We start from the raw sequence: 17,787 nt of genomic DNA, 5'->3' as shown, positions 1-17,787 counted from the left end.
ACGGATAGGGAAGTCCTGAACTTCAATCTCAGGGAGGAAACCTTTTGAGTGAAGATGTAGATCTGAGTACTCAGAAGGAATAGTGGCTTTCTCCTCTAAATAAAGAATAAAGCAAGTATCCTGAGAAACATGATTGACTAGGGTAAAGTAATCAAGGATTCCTGAAGGCAAGAACAAGCTTAAAGAAGCAACAGGATCAATCGTTTGGGAAGAGGATGTTTTCATGATGCAAAAATAAGAATTTTAACGCAATCCCCCAAGGTTTCAGACTGAGCCGTTTAGAGACACATACTGTTAAACATGCAAAAAAGCCGTTATTACCTAGTAATAACGGCTTTTAGCTTATTTTGTCTTATAAATTGTTGGGCTACCTGGATTCGAACCAGGAATGACAGGACCAGAATCTGTAGTGTTACCATTACACCATAGCCCAATGATTTTCGTTTGCGGGTGCAAAGATACAAATATTTTGGGAATTCAAAACAAATCCGATATTTTTTTTGCAAAAATGTCCAAATAAGCTTTCCAAACAAAAGTATCTCCACTAAAAAACACAAAAATTGAGGGATAACTTTCTTGTATCCAATAAATCAGCGTATATTTGTCAAAAATATCACGTTTATTATCAGAAACAAAGGGTCACCTTTTTTTGTTATAAACAAATAGAGAACATGAATTATTAATCCCAATTACAGGAATGAACGATACTAAAGTATTAATTGAAAAAATAAAAGAAGGAATTCAAGAGAAAAAAGGTAAAAAGATAGTTGTTGCCGATTTAACCAGCATAGAAGATACCATCTGTAAATATTTCGTTATCTGTCAGGGAAATTCTCCCAGTCAAGTGAGTGCAATAGTAGATTCAATCAAGGAATTTACACGCAAAGGTGCGGACAGCAAGCCTTATGCAATCGACGGACTCCGAAATGCAGAATGGGTAGCTATGGACTATGCCGATGTATTGGTACACGTTTTTTTGCCGGAGGCAAGAGCTTTTTATAATCTTGAGCACCTCTGGGCAGATGCCAAACTTACTCAAATCCCCGATCTAGACTAATTAATGATTATGGACAATAATAATAGCAATAATAACAATAGCAATAAGCCTAACAATAAGGTTAATATGCCGAAGTTCAACCTGAACTGGATGTATATGATTATTGCCCTTATGCTTCTCGGCCTCTGGTGGGGCAGTGATTCAAAAGGAGCAGGAAGCAAAGCTGTAACTTACAGCGAGTTTCAGGACTATGTTAAAAAGGGTTATATCAGCAAAGTATTGGGTTATGAAGATAAATCAATCGAAGCTTTCCTCAAACCGACTGCCGTAGGGGCCGTTTTTGGAGCCGACTCTACCAAGGTGGGACGCAACCCTGTCATTACAAGTAGAACCCCGTCTACCGATAAACTGGAAGAGTTTTTGCAGGCAGAAAAGGAAGCCGGTCATTTTGACGGTTCATCCGACTATCCGCCCAAATCGGATATTTTCCCCGCAATTCTGATTCAGGTACTCCCGCTTGTCTTGCTGGTTGCGTTATGGATATTCTTCATGCGCCGTATGAGCGGAGGCGGTAGTGGTGGCCCCGGCGGCGTATTTAATGTAGGAAAATCCAAAGCCCAGCTTTTTGAAAAAGGCGGAGCCATCAAGATTACATTTAAAGATGTAGCGGGACTGGCCGAAGCGAAACAAGAAGTGGAGGAAATCGTAGAGTTCTTAAAGGAACCGCAGAAATATACGGATTTGGGAGGTAAGATACCCAAGGGAGCATTGCTGGTAGGCCCTCCGGGAACCGGTAAAACATTGCTTGCCAAAGCTGTGGCCGGCGAAGCGAATGTGCCTTTCTTCTCATTGGCAGGTTCCGACTTCGTGGAAATGTTTGTGGGTGTAGGTGCATCCCGTGTTCGCGACTTGTTTAAACAGGCTAAAGAAAAAGCTCCCTGTATCGTCTTTATTGATGAGATTGATGCCGTAGGACGTGCCCGTGGCAAGAACCCTGCAATGGGAGGAAATGACGAACGCGAAAACACATTGAATCAGTTGCTGACAGAAATGGACGGCTTCGGTTCCAATAGCGGTGTGATTATCCTTGCTGCTACCAACCGTGTAGACGTACTCGACAAGGCACTGCTCCGTGCAGGACGTTTTGACCGTCAGATACACGTGGACCTGCCCGACTTGAACGAACGTAAAGAAGTATTTGGCGTGCATTTGCGCCCGATTAAAATAGACGATAGTGTAGATGTGGACTTGCTGGCACGTCAGACACCGGGATTCTCGGGTGCGGATATTGCCAATGTCTGCAATGAGGCTGCACTGATCGCTGCCCGCCACGGGAAGAAATTCGTAAGCAAACAGGACTTCCTGGATGCGGTAGACCGCATCATCGGTGGTCTGGAAAAGAAAACCAAGATTACAACGGAAGCAGAAAGACGTTCCATCGCTTTGCATGAAGCAGGACACGCCTCTATCTCCTGGTTGTTGGAATATGCCAACCCATTGATTAAAGTTACAATCGTTCCTCGCGGACGTGCATTGGGAGCTGCCTGGTATCTGCCGGAAGAACGTCAGATCACTACCAAGGAGCAGATGCTGGATGAAATGTGTGCTACTTTGGGAGGACGCGCCGCTGAAGATTTATTCCTCGGCCGCATCTCAACAGGTGCCATGAACGACCTAGAAAGGGTGACTAAGCAGGCATACGGCATGATTGCTTATTTAGGTATGAGCGACAAGCTGCCGAACTTATGTTATTACAACAACGATGAATATTCTTTCAACCGTCCATACAGCGAAAAGACAGCCGAATTGATTGACGAAGAAGTCAAGAGAATGGTAAACGAGCAGTATGACCGTGCCAAGAGAATTCTGTCGGAGAATAAAGAAGGACACAACGAACTGACGCAATTACTGATTGACAAAGAAGTAATCTTCGCGGAAGACGTTGAACGCATCTTCGGTAAACGCCCCTGGGCTTCCCGATCAGAAGAAATCATGGCTGCTAAAGAAAGCCAGGATGCCGCAAGAGCTGAAAGAGAACTTGCCCAAAAGCTGAAAGAAGAAGAAAAAGAAATCAAAGAAGAGGAAGCTGAAAATACCGCAAAGGAAGAACAAGCACCCATAGACACCAAAGTTGCCGCAGAAGGTAAAAAGGTTACTGTGGAGGGCAAAGTTACCGTAGAGGGTAAATCCAATGAAGAAGAAGCTAACGGGTCCAACTAATTAAAACGAATAGATTTTGATTAATAATTTCATAAAACGAGCTATTACGGGTGTACTCTTCGTTGCCATCTTGGTGGGGTGCATCCTTTATGACGCATTCAGCTTTGGTATTCTGTTTACCGCTATCAGCGCACTGACCATTTATGAGTTCGGACAGCTGGTAAATATGCGCGCAGAAGGAGTGAAGATAAACAAGACTATTAATATGCTCGGCGGGGCTTACCTATTCCTTGCAATCATGGGATTCTGCATTGATGCGGCCGATTCGAAGATATTCATCCCGTATGTGCTTTTATTGCTTTACATGATGATTAGCGAGTTGTATCTGAAAAAGGAAAACCCGGTACTTAACTGGGCTTATTCTATGCTTAGCCAACTTTATATCGGACTACCTTTTGCTTTGCTGAATGTATTAGCATTCCATAACGATCCGGGATCAGAATACAGTAGCGTAAGTTACAATCCTATCCTACCGCTATCTATCTTTATTTTCCTTTGGCTGAATGACACGGGAGCCTATTGCATCGGTTCATTGATCGGCAAACACCGGTTATTTGAACGTATCTCTCCCAAGAAATCATGGGAAGGTTCTATCGGCGGCGGAGTGGTAGCAATCGGAGTATCTTTTATACTCGCTCACTACTTCCCATTTATGTCAATGATTGAATGGGCAGGACTGGCACTGGCGGTTGTTATATTCGGCACATGGGGCGACCTGACGGAGTCGTTATTGAAACGCCAGTTGCACGTTAAGGATTCGGGAACCATTCTTCCGGGACACGGTGGGATGCTCGACCGCTTTGACAGTTCCCTGATGGCTATACCAGCAGCAGTCGTTTATCTATATGCATTAACATGGTTCTAACGGGGGATTCTTTCTCAATCGATTAGAACTGAAACAAAATACAAAAGGTCGGGAACTTCTACGGAAGATCCCGACCTTTTTCACACACAGTAAATCATAGTTAGGTTATCGGATCGAAGAAGTGGAATGAACATCCTTTGCTGCTTCCGGTACACCGACCGGATGATCCAGATCAAGCACAATCACTCTTCCTTCTCCATGTTCTCTTGAGTTTATTGTCACCTTAAACCCTTTGGGTGCTACCCAGGAATCTTTCGGCGTAGGGAAGAACTTTTCCAGATTATAAGAAACTCGTCCCCATCCCCAATAGTCAGTCACATCCTCATACGTATTATAACGCAGTTCCAAATGTATGTAACCATCTTCATCCACATTCAATGTTCCCGGTTCTGACGGTTCGCCCGGCTCTCCCGGTTCCATCTTATTTTGCACAAGACTGATACGATGTTTCTCCGAACGAGGCAACTCCTGGCGGAAAATTACGTTCAGGAACTTTCCTCCCAACCACATATCCCCCTGATAAATCAGAATAGGATCATTTCCGAATTCTTCCGCTTCTTCCTCTGTCGACATATCTTCCACTTCTTTTGTCAACAGTTCCTGTATGCCTTCCATCTTCACCTGAACTCCTTTTCCTCCTTCCATGTCATACAAAGGATTGAAAAAAGCCACGACACGTTCACCGTCCACCGGTTTAAACCAAGGAATAGAAGTAGCAACCGGATCAATCACCCCCCAATTATCACCTTCCAAATAATATCCTCCTCCACCGGTTGCACGAACAGTCGCCCAGTCCCAGCTGAAATCTCCAATAGAATAACCATCATCATCACATGATTGCAACATTGGCACTAATGCCAATAATAAGATTCCTAAAAGCCACTTAAATTTTTTCATATCTTTTTCCTTTCTTTATTTTAGTCTTCTGCTTTATAAATAAAAAAGCCGTGCATTTACTGCATCGGCTTTACGTTTATTCAGAAAAAGAAAGTTATTTTTTCAACAAACGCAGCATTTCACGAGCTGCATGACGAGGAGCACCGGCAGGTCCTAACCGTTCGGCTACATATTCATACCCCGAAAGCATCTCATTTCTATATGCTTCATTTTCAATGATATTTCTCAATTCGCTCTGCACATTCTTCACGGTCATCGTATCTGCCACCAGTTCTTTGACTACTTCACGGTCGGCAATCAAATTTACCAACGAAATAAATTTCACTGTCAGGATATGACGCCGCAAAAAAGAAACCACTTTCCCGATCGGAGTGTAATAACAAACCACTTGAGGAACACGAAACAATGCCGTCTCAAGCGTAGCTGTACCCGAAGTAACTAAAGCTACATCTGCATGCTGCAACAGGCTATAAGTCTGATCGAAAATGATTTTCACTTTCGCTTCTCCTACATATTGTTTATAATACTCGGGAGCAATGGCAGGTGCACCGGCCAAGACAAGCTGATAATCAGGAAAAGCGGAAGCAGCCTTCAACATATCCGGCAGATTATCTTTGATTTCCTGTTTCCGACTACCGGCAAGAAGAGCAATAATCGGCTTATCCTCCAATTGATTCTCCGCAATAAAGTGCTCCTTATTTTTCGGATGAGCTGCCTGATAGGCCGCCACCTCATCCACGGTAGGGTTTCCTACATAGTGAATGGGGTATTGATGCTTTCCTTCAAAGAATTCCACTTCAAAAGGAAGGATGGAGAAAAGCTCATCTACATCTCGTTTTATATTCTTGATACGATATTCTTTCCACGCCCATATCTTCGGAGAAATATAATAGTAAACCGGTATCTGTGTCTTTGCATGAACAAACTTGGCAATATCAAGATTGAATCCCGGATAATCTACCAGAATAACAACGTCCGGCTCCCAGGAAACAATGTCTTCTTTGCAACGCTTCATATTTGCAAAGATAGTGCGCAGATGGAGTAATACAGGGATAAAGCCCATGTACGCCAACTCCTTATAATGCTTCACCATCGTTCCTCCGACAGCCGCCATCAAGTCACCTCCGAAAAAACGGAAATCAGCCTGCGGGTCTTCTGCCTTTAAGGCAGCCATCAGATGAGAGGCGTGCAAGTCGCCGGAAGCTTCACCGACAATCAGATAATACTTCATTGAGTTGAGAGTTGAGAGTTGAGAGTTGAGAGTTGGTAGGGATAGATGACTAACAGGACGTCATGCTTTCTTTTTCAACTTTCAAATTTCAACTAATTAAACCATTTATTAAGTTCGTCCATAAAGTGATAAGCCGTCACGTCAACCGTAGTTGGGGTGATAGCAACATAACCATTTGCCAAAGCCCAATGATCGTTCTTCTCGTTTTCAGGTTCATAATCGGCAAATTCACCGGCCAGCCAAAAGTAGTTCGGATCATTCAAACGGGGACAGGCAGTCCATTCATTCGTCCAATGTCCTTTCGCCTGCTCACAGATTTTCACTCCTTTTATATCGGCTGTATCGGGGAAGTTTACATTCAGACAAGTTAAAGGAGGAAGTCCTTTTTCCAAGATCATAGAAGCGATATTGCGGATATAAGGTCCGGCAGCTTCAAAATCAGCATCAGGTGCATGATTGCACAAGGAGAAGCCAATAGAAGGGATTCCATTCAAACAGCCCTCAAACACCACTCCCATCGTACCGGAATAATGCACGTTAGTGGCAGAGTTATCTCCATGATTGATACCGCCGACTATCAGATCCGGAGTCCGGTCGAGCACTGTGTTTCGTGCCAATTTGATGCAATCGGTCGGTGTTCCCGAACATTTATAAACAGTCAAGCCCACTTCTTTCTTTACTAACTGATAATGAACCGGCTGCGTCACCGTCAGTGCACACCCACTACCGGAACGCGGAGCATCAGGTGCCATCACTATAATCTCACCCAAAGGGCGAAGAAACTTCACCAGTTCATTAATACCTTTAGCCATCACGCCATCGTCATTCGAAACAAGTATCAACGGCTTCTCTTTTTCCATATATTCAATCCTTTCCTTTTTTATATTCGCACAAAAGTAACAAAAAGAAGCCGTACCACCAAACACCTCCCCGCATCAGATCGAAAAGTCTCTTTCACTCCCACTCCTACCCGTTTACAAATCTTAATCTTCTGCAAGCGAGCAAAAAAAGAAATAAATATCCAATATAAATATGTATATTTGCAAGCTCATAAAGAGAAAGGTAGATGATGAACCTGTCGAAGTTTGGTAACCGTTTCGTCCGACAGTTATTAACAAAACAGGCGACTTATCAACAGAAATTGCAAAGTTTCTCTTTTTTCGTAGGCGCTCTAAGGATTTATCACTTATTTCGCTGCCAATAAATTTAGAGAATATGGGAAAAATTATTGCTTTGGCCAATCAAAAAGGCGGTGTAGGAAAGACAACGACTACGATTAATCTCGCAGCTTCACTTGCTACACTGGAAAAAAAGGTACTCGTGATAGATGCCGACCCGCAAGCTAATGCCTCTTCCGGTCTGGGAGTAGACATCAAGCAGTCGGAATGCACTATCTATGAATGTATTATTGACAGAGCCAACGTACAGGACGCTATCCTTGATACGGAGATTGATTCTTTGAAAGTAATCTCTTCGCACATCAATCTCGTAGGAGCAGAGATTGAAATGCTGAACCTCCCAAACCGAGAAAAGATACTAAAAGAAGTACTCACCCCTTTGAAGAAAGAATATGACTATATCCTGATAGACTGTTCGCCTTCATTAGGACTGATCACGATCAATGCCCTGACGGCAGCCGACTCCGTGATTATCCCCGTTCAAGCTGAATATTTTGCTCTTGAAGGTATCAGCAAATTGTTGAATACCATCAAAATCATCAAGTCGAAACTGAATCCGGCTTTAGAAATCGAAGGTTTCTTACTGACAATGTATGACTCTCGTCTGCGTCAGGCTAATCAGATTTACGACGAAGTGAAACGTCATTTCCAGGAACTGGTATTCAACACCGTTATTCAACGAAATGTGAAATTGAGCGAAGCTCCCAGCTACGGTGTCCCGACCATCCTTTACGATGCGGAATCTACCGGCGCCAAAAACCACCTGGCTCTTGCTAAAGAGATTATCAACCGAAATAAATAAAAGAAAGAAGAAGATATGGCAACACAAAAAAGAAATGCATTAGGACGTGGTCTCGACGCCTTGCTCTCAATGGATGATGTGAAAACCGAAGGGTCTTCTTCCATTAATGAAATAGAGCTGGCAAAGATTACTGTCAATCCCAACCAGCCCCGCCGTGAGTTTGACGAAACAGCATTACAGGAACTGGCTGATTCCATTGCGGAAATCGGTATCATCCAACCTATCACTTTACGCAAACTCTCGGACGATGAGTATCAGATCATCGCGGGAGAGCGTCGTTATCGTGCATCACAAAGAGCAGGACTGAAAACGATCCCTGCTTATATACGCACTGCCGACGACGAAAACATGATGGAAATGGCGCTGATTGAAAATATCCAGCGTGAAGACCTGAATGCCGTAGAAATCGCACTAGCCTACCAGCATCTGCTCGATCAGTACGAACTGACACAGGAACGTCTTAGCGAACGTATCGGAAAGAAACGAACGACGATCGCCAACTACCTGCGCTTACTGAAATTGCCGGCTCCGATACAGATGGCCCTGCAAAACAAGCAGTTGGACATGGGACATGCCCGTGCACTGATTTCATTAGGCGACCCTAAACTACAAGTTAAAATATTCGAAGAAATACAAGAACACGGATATTCAGTCCGCAAAGTAGAAGAAATTGTTAAATCATTAAGCGAAGGAGAAGCTGTGAAAAGCGGCACACGGAAAATAACGCCCAAACGTGGTAAACTTCCTGAAGAATTCAACTTATTGAAGCAACAACTCTCCGGCTTTTTCAACACCAAGGTACAACTCACCTGCTCTGAAAAGGGAAAAGGCAAGATCAGTATTCCTTTCGGGAACGAGGAGGAACTGGAACGTATCATGGAAATCTTCGATACGCTAAAGAAGTAAATGACAAGAAAAAGTAAGAAATATCAGTTACTAGTCAGCGCCCTGCTTCTCTGTTTTTTACAGGTGGCAGGGATTGATGTGTATGCACAATCCACAGTTACTCCGGCACGGAAAGATACAACAATCATACAGCGAGAAGTGCCGAAAGCCCGTGCACGAAGGCATCGTGATCCGATTATACAAGACTCGGTGAGGAAAGATTCTATCCAAATCATACCATCCAAAGAACTTCCGGCCATCGACAGTTTGTCAGCTGCTAAAATACAGATAGCGGACAGCTTGGATGCAGCCAATAAGAAAGAGCTGAAAAAGATAGAGCAACCTGCCTCCATTGTTGTAAAGACCGACACTGTGCCGCCACCTGCTCAAGATATTAACAAGAAAATATTTATCCCGAATCCGACCAAAGCAACGTGGCTGGCAGTCGTATTCCCCGGTGGAGGACAGATTTACAACCGTAAATACTGGAAATTACCTATTATATATGGAGGATTTGCTGGTTGTGCTTACGCCTTAAGTTGGAACGGTAAGATGTACAAAGACTATTCGCAAGCCTATCTGGACATTATGGACAGCAATCCGAATACGAAAAGTTACGAAGATTTGTTGCCCCCGAACTCCACTTATAATGAGGAGCAGCTAAAAAACACACTAAAACGAAGAAAAGATATGTTCCGTCGTTATCGGGACCTTAGTATATTTGCTTTTATCGGAGTTTATCTGATCTCTATCATCGACGCTTATGTAGATGCAGAGTTGTCTAACTTCGATATAACCCCCGACTTGAGCATGAAAGTAGAACCGGCTGTTATCGACAATAACAACCAGTTCCGCTCTAGCAGTTTAAAAAGCAAGTCGGTTGGTCTGCAATGCGTATTACGATTTTAAAAACACAATTTAGATTGATCTTATTATTGAAGCATGAAGAAATTAGTTAACTATTGTTCGATTATTTTTCTTTTACTGGTGGCAACGTCGCAGGTAAAAGCGCAAAGTGTAGATGTAGTGATTCGTGAAAATGGAACTGAACGCAAAGAAAGCATCGACCTGCCTAAAAGTATGACATATCCACTTGACAGTCTGTTGAACGACTGGAAAGCCAAAAATTATATTGACTTAGGCAAAGATTGCAGTACAGCTGAAATCAACCCTTTATTCAGCGACTCTGTCTATATCGACCGCTTGTCACGCATTCCGGCTATCATGGAAATGCCTTATAATGATATTATCCGCAAATTCATCGATATGTATGCAGGACGCTTGCGTAATCAGGTTTCTTTCATGTTGAGTGCCTGCAACTTCTATATGCCGATTTTTGAAGAAGCATTGGATGCATACGGACTTCCACTGGAACTTAGATATCTCCCGATTATCGAATCTGCACTGAACCCCTCTGCCGTGTCGCGCGCAGGCGCTTCCGGTCTGTGGCAATTTATGATCGGTACAGGTAAGATCTATGGCTTGGAATCAAACAGCCTGGTAGATGAACGACGCGACCCGATTAAAGCAACTTGGGCTGCCGCACGTTATCTCAAAGAAATGTACGATATCTATGGAGACTGGAATCTTGTGATTGCTGCTTATAACTGTGGTCCCGGTACTATCAACAAGGCAATCCGCCGTGCCAATGGCGAAACGGATTACTGGAAAATTTATAATTACCTGCCTAAAGAGACACGTGGTTACGTACCTGCCTTTATCGCCGCTAATTATGTGATGACTTACTATTGTGACCATAATATTTGTCCGATGGAAACAAATATCCCGGCAAGTACCGACACAGTACAAGTGAACAAGAACCTGCACTTCGAACAGATTGCAGATCTTTGCAATGTACCTTTGGATCAAATCAAGAGCTTGAATCCGCAATATAAGAAGCAAATGATTCCGGGTGACAGCAAGCCTTATACTTTAAGACTTCCTATCGATGCTATCAGTACCTTTATAGATAAGCAAGACACAATCTATGCACATCGCGCCGACGAATTGTTCCGCAACCGGAAAACCGTTGCTGTTAAGGAGATCACCCCCTCAACCCGCAAAACGACAACAGCCGTTGCCGGTAAAGGCAAACTGACCTACTACACAATAAAAAGTGGAGACACTTTGTCAACCATCGCCGGTAAGTATGGCGTCACGATTAAGGATATACAAAGGTGGAATGGAATGTCCAACACCAAAATTGCAGCAGGAAAACGATTGAAAATATACAAATAAACAGCTTCCTGCTTGCATCGTTCGGAAATTTGCTTATTTTTGCAGAACTAAGCAAGTGAAAGGATAACAATTATGGATAATCTGCCCCCCAAAGAAATAAGTGATGAAGAGATGATCAATCAGGCGTTCCACGAACTACTGAATGATTATCTCAACACTAAACATCGCAAGAAAGTTGAAATCATTACGAAGGCTTTCAACTTCGCCAATCAGGCGCATAAAGGTATCAAACGTCGTTCGGGCGAACCTTATATTATGCACCCGATTGCTGTTGCCAGCATTGTGTGTAATGAAATCGGACTTGGTTCTACTTCCATTTGTGCAGCCCTGCTGCATGATGTGGTAGAAGACACTGATTACACAGTAGAAGACATTGAGAATATCTTTGGCCCGAAGATTGCCCAAATTGTAGACGGACTGACCAAGATATCCGGCGGAATTTTCGGTGACCGTGCTTCAGCACAAGCAGAGAACTTCAAGAAGTTGCTGCTCACCATGTCGAACGATATCCGGGTAATTCTAATCAAGATAGCCGACCGTTTGCACAACATGCGTACCCTCGGTTCCATGTTGCCCAACAAACAATATAAAATAGCCGGCGAAACACTTTACATCTATGCGCCACTCGCCAACCGCCTGGGCCTCTATAAAATAAAAACAGAGCTTGAGAATCTAAGCTTCAAATATGAACACCCCGAAGAATATGCGGAAATAGAAGAGAAGTTGAATGCCACAGCTGCCGAACGCGACAAGGTTTTCAACGACTTCACTGCTCCCATCCGTACACAACTGGATAAGATGGGATTGAAATACCGGATACTTGCCCGCGTAAAATCAATCTATTCCATCTGGAACAAGATGCAGACCAAGCATGTTCCTTTCGAAGAAATATTTGACTTGCTGGCTGTTCGAATCATCTTCGAACCACGCAATGAGGAAGAAGAACTCAACGACTGTTTCGACATTTACGTTTCCATCTCCAAGATATACAAGCCTCATCCGGACCGTCTGCGCGACTGGGTGAGCCATCCTAAAGCAAATGGTTATCAGGCATTGCATGTCACCCTGATGGGTAATAACGGACAATGGATTGAAGTCCAGATTCGTAGTGAACGAATGAATGACGTTGCCGAACAAGGTTTCGCCGCTCACTGGAAATACAAAGAAGGAGGAGGCAGCGAAGATGAAGGAGAGTTGGAAAAATGGTTGAAAACCATTAAGGAGATATTGGATGATCCGCAACCGGATGCCATTGATTTTCTGGATACCATCAAACTTAATTTATTTGCTTCTGAAATATTTGTGTTCACTCCCAAAGGTGAACTGAAGACTATGCCGCAGAATTCTACGGCTCTCGACTTCGCGTTTTCCCTGCATACGGATATTGGCAGCCATTGTATTGGTGCCAAAGTCAACCACAAATTAGTTCCGTTAAGCCATAAATTGCAAAGTGGTGACCAGGTTGAGATCCTGACTTCAAAATCGCAACGTGTGCAACCGCAATGGGAAGTTTTTGCAACCACTGCCCGTGCCCGTGCCAAGATAGCAGCCATCCTCCGCAAAGAGCGTAAAGCAAACCAGAAGATAGGTGAAGAAATCCTTAACGAGTTTTTGAAAAAAGAGGAAATCCGCCCTGAAGAAGCCGTTATCGAGAAACTGCGTAGACTGCATAATGCAAAAAATGAAGAAGAATTGTTGGCTGCCATTGGCAGTAAAGCAATCATTCTGGGAGAAGCGGACAAGAATGAACTGAAAGAAAAGCAAACCAGTAACTGGAAGAAATATCTGACTTTCTCTTTCGGCAACAATAAAGAGAAGCAAGAAGAAAAAGAGCCGCAAGAAAAAGAAAAAATCAATCCGAAGCAAGTGCTCAAACTGACGGAAGAAAGTTTGCAGAAGAAATACATCATGGCCGAATGTTGCCATCCTATTCCCGGTGATGACGTATTGGGATATGTGGATGAAAACGACCGGATCATTATCCACAAACGCCAATGTCCTGTTGCCGCCAAACTGAAGAGCAGTTATGGCAACCGTATATTAGCAACAGAATGGGATACACACAAAGAACTATCTTTCCTGGTATATATATATATAAAAGGTATAGACAGCATGGGACTTTTGAATGAAGTCACCCAGGTTATCTCCAGACAACTCAATGTAAATATCCGTAAGCTAACCATCGAAACCGAAGATGGTATCTTTGAAGGAAAAATTCAGTTATGGGTACATGACGTGGATGATGTGAAAACCATCTGTAACAATCTGAAGAAAATACAGAATATCAAACAGGTGAGCCGCGTAGAAGAATAACATTGATCGACACATTCGTTATCGATCAACGTTATTCTACTCCCGTCCATCCAATTCGCGTTTAATAGCCAAAAGCTCTTCTTTTATCGCTTTCAGCTTATTTACAATCTCATAATTACGAACCGTAGCTTCTTTATTATCCTTCAAACGTTGCCGGGCACCGAGAAGTGTCATGCCTTTTTCTTTTACCAAATGATAGATAAGACCGATCGTTTCTACGTCTTCTTTGCGGTACTGACGTATTCCTCTTCCTGCTGTCTTAGGAGAGATTTGCGGAAATTCCTTTTCCCAAAAACGGAGCAATGACGGATTGACTCCGAACATATCGGCAACCTCTCCTATTGAATAATATAGCTTCAATTCTTTATCTGTATTAAGCATAACACTCCTGTTTTAAGATTTTAATCGAATACTTTACCATGATTGGCTGCCAACTGAATCATCTTTTCATAATCTTCGGCACTCAAATCCATGAAATAATAATTGACCGGATCTACTACCTGCCCTTTCACGTACACTTCATAATGCAAATGCGGGCCGGTACTTTTTCCTGTACTACCCACTTTTCCGATAATCTCACCACGTACCACTTTCTTTCCGACTTTCGTATTAAATCCCTGCAAGTGAGCATACCGAGTGAGATACCCGAAACCATGATCTATCTCAATGGTATTACCGTATCCGGTTTCCCATCCCACTTTCACCACTGTTCCGTTTCCGGTAGCATAAACATCCGTTCCCGGATGAGCAGAGAAGTCCATGCCTGCATGGAACTTTGTCGTACCATAAATAGGGTCAATACGTGTACCATAACCGGATGCTGTCTGACGAAGATCTTTATTCGAAATAGGCTGTATGGCCGGAATACATTTCAGCATCTCATCATGGTTCTTACACATATCAATCACATCATCGAAAGATTTCGACTGGATATAAAGCCTTTTGGAAAGCACATCCAACTTTTGAGTCGTGTTCACCACCAGCTTGGCATTCGCCAAATCCATCAGTTCTTCGTAACGGTTCGTCCCACCATAACCTGCCTGACGAATAGCCGGAGAAACAGGATCTGCCTGTAAAATCACCCGATACAGATTATCGTCACGTTGCTGAATATCCTGAAGCACCCCCATAGCGTCGTCCAAACGCCGGGAAAGCACATTGTACTGCGCCAAAAGACGGCTGTTTTCAATTCTTAATTCCTTCTCCGACGGAGAACCAAAAATCAAAAGCAATACAATAAAGCAACCTGCTCCCAACCCCATTCCATAGAAAAGCCGACGCAGAATACTAAGCGCACGCTGCCGTACGGTAGGGTAAATTCGATCATAAGTCTGGGTCTGTGGATTATAGATGTAGTATACTTTGCGCATCTTTTTGGAAATATTTCGCTTGTTAATACGGCAAAAGTAATAAAAACAAGCTATCTTTGCACAGTTTTTACGAATTTATGAGTTGTGATTTATGATTTATTGGGGATTCTTCCCCTCTCTCATATCCCACAGCCCATAATTCATAATTCATAATTCATAATTCTTCATTATATGTTGACTGCAAAAGAGATCAGAGATTCATTCAAGAATTTCTTTGAGTCGAAAGGACACCACATCGTTCCCTCGGCTCCGATGGTGATTAAAGATGACCCTACCCTGATGTTTACGAACGCGGGTATGAACCAGTTTAAAGATATTATTTTGGGTAACCATCCGGCGAAATACCAAAGAGTCGCGGACTCGCAAAAATGTTTGCGTGTAAGCGGAAAGCATAATGACCTGGAAGAAGTAGGACACGATACGTACCACCACACCATGTTTGAAATGCTTGGTAACTGGTCGTTCGGCGATTACTTCAAGAAAGAAGCGATCAACTGGGCGTGGGAATATCTGGTAGAAGTTTTAAAACTGAATCCGGAACATCTCTATGCAACCGTATTTGAAGGAAGTCCTGAAGAAGGATTGAGCCGTGACGACGAAGCTGCTTCCTATTGGGAACAGTTCTTGCCGAAAGATCACATCATCAACGGTAACAAACACGACAACTTCTGGGAAATGGGTGATACAGGACCTTGCGGACCTTGTTCCGAAATCCATATCGACCTCCGTCCTGCTGAAGAACGTGCCAAGATCTCCGGTCGCGACCTCGTGAACCACGATCACCCGCAGGTAATTGAAATCTGGAACCTCGTGTTCATGCAATACAACCGCAAAGCAGACGGCAGTCTTGAGCCGCTTCCTGCCAAGGTTATTGATACCGGTATGGGATTCGAACGTCTTTGTATGGCTCTGCAAGGCAAAACATCCAACTACGACACAGACGTATTCCAGCCAATGCTGAAAGCTATTGCAGCGATGTCGGGCACAGAATATGGAAAAGACAAACAGCAAGATATTGCTATGCGTGTAATTGCCGACCATATCCGTACCATTGCATTCTCAATCACAGATGGCCAGTTGCCGTCTAATGCAAAGGCAGGTTACGTGATCCGCCGTATCCTTCGCCGTGCTGTTCGTTACGGATATACTTTCCTCGGACAGAAACAGGCATTTATGTATAAGTTGCTTCCTGTATTGATTGATAACATGGGAGAGGCTTATCCTGAACTAGTTGCACAAAAGACACTGATTGAAAAAGTAATCAAGGAAGAAGAAGAATCATTCCTCCGCACTTTGGAAACTGGTATCCGTCTATTGGACAAGACAATGGAAGATACCAAAGCCAATGGAAAAACTGAAATCAGCGGTAAAGATGCCTTTACTTTATATGATACATTTGGTTTCCCGCTCGACTTGACAGAGCTGATTCTCCGTGAAAACGGAATGACTGTCAATATTGAAGAGTTCAATGAAGAAATGCAGCAACAGAAACAGCGTGCACGTAATGCTGCCGCCATCGAAACTGGTGACTGGATTGTACTGAAAGAAGGAACTACTGAATTCGTTGGTTACGATTACACTGAATACGAGGCTTCTATCCTTCGTTACCGTCAGATCAAACAAAAGAACCAGACATTGTATCAGATTGTACTCGACTATACTCCGTTCTATGCAGAAAGTGGTGGTCAGGTAGGTGATACAGGTGTATTGGTGAGCGAGTTCGAGACGATTGAAGTGGTCGACACAAAGAAAGAGAATAATCTTCCGATACATATTACCAAAAAGCTACCCGAACATCCGGAAGCTCCGATGATGGCTTGTGTAGATACCGACAAACGCGCTGCCTGCGCAGCTAATCACTCGGCGACCCACTTGCTGGATGCTGCTTTGCGTGAAGTGTTGGGTGAACATATCGAACAGAAAGGTTCATTGGTTACACCGGATTCATTGCGCTTCGACTTCTCTCACTTCCAGAAAGTGACCGATGAAGAAATCCGTAAAGTTGAACATATCGTCAATGCAAGAATCCGCGCTAATATCCCATTGAAAGAATATCGCAATATTCCTATCGAGGAAGCTAAGGAGTTGGGAGCTATCGCTCTCTTTGGTGAAAAGTATGGCGACAGAGTTCGTGTAATCCAGTTCGGTACTTCTATCGAGTTCTGCGGTGGTACACACGTAGCTGCAACCGGAAATATCGGTATGGTGAAAATCATCTCCGAAAGTTCTGTTGCTGCCGGCGTTCGCCGTATTGAAGCTTATACCGGAGCACGCGTGGAAGAAATGCTGGATACGATACAAGATACACTTAGCGACTTGAAGGCTCTCTTTAACAATGCTCCTGACTTGAGAATTGCAATCCGTAAATATCTGGATGAAAATGCAGGATTGAAAAAGCAGGTAGAAGACTTCATGAAAGAGAAAGAAGCAGCTTTGAAGGAAAGACTACTGAAAAATGTACAAGAGATCCACGGTATCAAAGTAATCAAGTTCTGTGCCCCACTACCGGCAGAAGTAGTGAAGAATATCGCTTTCCAACTTCGGGGTGAAATCACAGAAAACTTGTTCTTCGTAGCCGGAAGTACAGACAATGGCAAACCGATGCTGACAGTAATGCTTAGCGATAATTTGGTTGCTGGTGGTCTGAAAGCTGGTAATCTGGTAAAAGAGGCTGCCAAACTGATTCAAGGTGGCGGCGGTGGCCAACCTCACTTCGCTACTGCAGGAGGCAAAAATGCTGATGGACTACCGGCAGCAGTTGAAAAAGTACTGGAGCTGGCAGGAATCTAAG

14 protein-coding genes, 1 tRNA gene and 1 pseudogene are annotated in these 17,787 nt (G+C 43.5%); 9 read left to right on the top strand and 7 right to left on the bottom strand.

Annotation, left to right across the window (positions count from 1 at the left end):
* Nucleotides 1–225 (bottom strand): annotated as a pseudogene (locus HMPREF0106_RS27665) (transposase); the annotation flags it as partial.
* A gap of 137 nt (nucleotides 226–362) precedes the next feature.
* A tRNA-Gln gene (locus HMPREF0106_RS20555) sits at nucleotides 363–433 on the bottom strand.
* Nucleotides 434–697: 264 nt separating this feature from the next.
* Here HMPREF0106_RS20555 and rsfS point away from each other — a divergent pair.
* From rsfS to HMPREF0106_RS20570, 3 genes are read left to right on the top strand one after another with little or no spacing between them, the layout of a single operon-like run.
* Complete coding sequence (rsfS, locus tag HMPREF0106_RS20560; protein ID WP_009039037.1) at nucleotides 698–1,057, top strand: ribosome silencing factor; 360 nt, start codon at nucleotides 698–700, stop codon at nucleotides 1,055–1,057.
* A 9-nt stretch (nucleotides 1,058–1,066) separates the two neighbouring features.
* Nucleotides 1,067–3,217 (top strand): ATP-dependent zinc metalloprotease FtsH, encoded by a 2,151-nt coding sequence (gene ftsH, locus HMPREF0106_RS20565; protein WP_009039036.1) that lies wholly within the window; start codon nucleotides 1,067–1,069, stop codon nucleotides 3,215–3,217.
* A gap of 16 nt (nucleotides 3,218–3,233) precedes the next feature.
* Nucleotides 3,234–4,082, top strand: a complete 849-nt coding sequence (locus tag HMPREF0106_RS20570) for a phosphatidate cytidylyltransferase (protein WP_009039035.1) — start codon at nucleotides 3,234–3,236, stop codon at nucleotides 4,080–4,082.
* 105 nt (nucleotides 4,083–4,187) lie between these two features.
* Here HMPREF0106_RS20570 and HMPREF0106_RS20575 read toward each other — a convergent pair whose 3' ends face one another.
* From HMPREF0106_RS20575 to surE, 3 genes are all read right to left on the bottom strand, one after another.
* A complete protein-coding gene (locus tag HMPREF0106_RS20575; RefSeq protein WP_004310987.1) occupies nucleotides 4,188–4,979 on the bottom strand; it encodes a NigD-like protein in 792 nt (263 codons plus the stop codon).
* A gap of 94 nt (nucleotides 4,980–5,073) precedes the next feature.
* On the bottom strand, nucleotides 5,074–6,210 hold the full coding sequence (gene lpxB, locus HMPREF0106_RS20580) for a lipid-A-disaccharide synthase (RefSeq protein WP_009039034.1): 1,137 nt from the start codon (nucleotides 6,208–6,210) through the stop codon (nucleotides 5,074–5,076).
* Between the two features lie 92 nt (nucleotides 6,211–6,302).
* Nucleotides 6,303–7,070 (bottom strand): 5'/3'-nucleotidase SurE, encoded by a 768-nt coding sequence (gene surE, locus HMPREF0106_RS20585; protein WP_009039033.1) that lies wholly within the window; start codon nucleotides 7,068–7,070, stop codon nucleotides 6,303–6,305.
* Nucleotides 7,071–7,425: 355 nt separating this feature from the next.
* Between surE and HMPREF0106_RS20590 the strand changes: the two genes are divergently transcribed.
* The 5 genes from HMPREF0106_RS20590 (at nucleotide 7,426) to HMPREF0106_RS20610 (ending at nucleotide 13,626) form a co-directional block, all read left to right on the top strand.
* A complete protein-coding gene (locus HMPREF0106_RS20590) occupies nucleotides 7,426–8,190 on the top strand; it encodes a ParA family protein (RefSeq protein WP_004310990.1) in 765 nt (254 codons plus the stop codon).
* Between the two features lie 15 nt (nucleotides 8,191–8,205).
* Entirely contained in the window at nucleotides 8,206–9,096 is an 891-nt protein-coding gene (locus HMPREF0106_RS20595; RefSeq protein ID WP_004301392.1) for a ParB/RepB/Spo0J family partition protein, read from the top strand.
* A complete protein-coding gene (locus HMPREF0106_RS20600) occupies nucleotides 9,097–9,984 on the top strand; it encodes a DUF5683 domain-containing protein (protein WP_009039032.1) in 888 nt (295 codons plus the stop codon).
* 33 nt (nucleotides 9,985–10,017) lie between these two features.
* Nucleotides 10,018–11,313 (top strand): lytic transglycosylase domain-containing protein, encoded by a 1,296-nt coding sequence (locus tag HMPREF0106_RS20605; protein ID WP_004315140.1) that lies wholly within the window; start codon nucleotides 10,018–10,020, stop codon nucleotides 11,311–11,313.
* 72 nt (nucleotides 11,314–11,385) lie between these two features.
* A complete protein-coding gene (locus HMPREF0106_RS20610) occupies nucleotides 11,386–13,626 on the top strand; it encodes a RelA/SpoT family protein (RefSeq protein ID WP_009039031.1) in 2,241 nt (746 codons plus the stop codon).
* A 36-nt stretch (nucleotides 13,627–13,662) separates the two neighbouring features.
* Here the strand turns inward: HMPREF0106_RS20610 and HMPREF0106_RS20615 are convergent, their stop codons facing one another.
* Complete coding sequence (locus HMPREF0106_RS20615) at nucleotides 13,663–14,007, bottom strand: MerR family transcriptional regulator (protein WP_009039030.1); 345 nt, start codon at nucleotides 14,005–14,007, stop codon at nucleotides 13,663–13,665.
* A 20-nt stretch (nucleotides 14,008–14,027) separates the two neighbouring features.
* The gene (locus HMPREF0106_RS20620) at nucleotides 14,028–14,996 is read right to left on the bottom strand and encodes a M23 family metallopeptidase (RefSeq protein ID WP_009039029.1); all 969 of its coding nucleotides are present in this window, start codon (nucleotides 14,994–14,996) and stop codon (nucleotides 14,028–14,030) included.
* A gap of 171 nt (nucleotides 14,997–15,167) precedes the next feature.
* On the opposite strand from HMPREF0106_RS20620, the gene alaS reads away from it, so the two are divergent.
* The gene (gene alaS, locus HMPREF0106_RS20625; protein WP_009039028.1) at nucleotides 15,168–17,786 is read left to right on the top strand and encodes an alanine--tRNA ligase; all 2,619 of its coding nucleotides are present in this window, start codon (nucleotides 15,168–15,170) and stop codon (nucleotides 17,784–17,786) included.
* Nucleotide 17,787 lies beyond the last annotated feature (1 nt).

This window comes from Bacteroides sp. D22, assembly GCF_000163675.1.
Classification (GTDB): Bacteria; Bacteroidota; Bacteroidia; order Bacteroidales; family Bacteroidaceae; genus Bacteroides; species Bacteroides xylanisolvens.
This window is presented reverse-complemented; position numbering and strand designations above follow the sequence as displayed.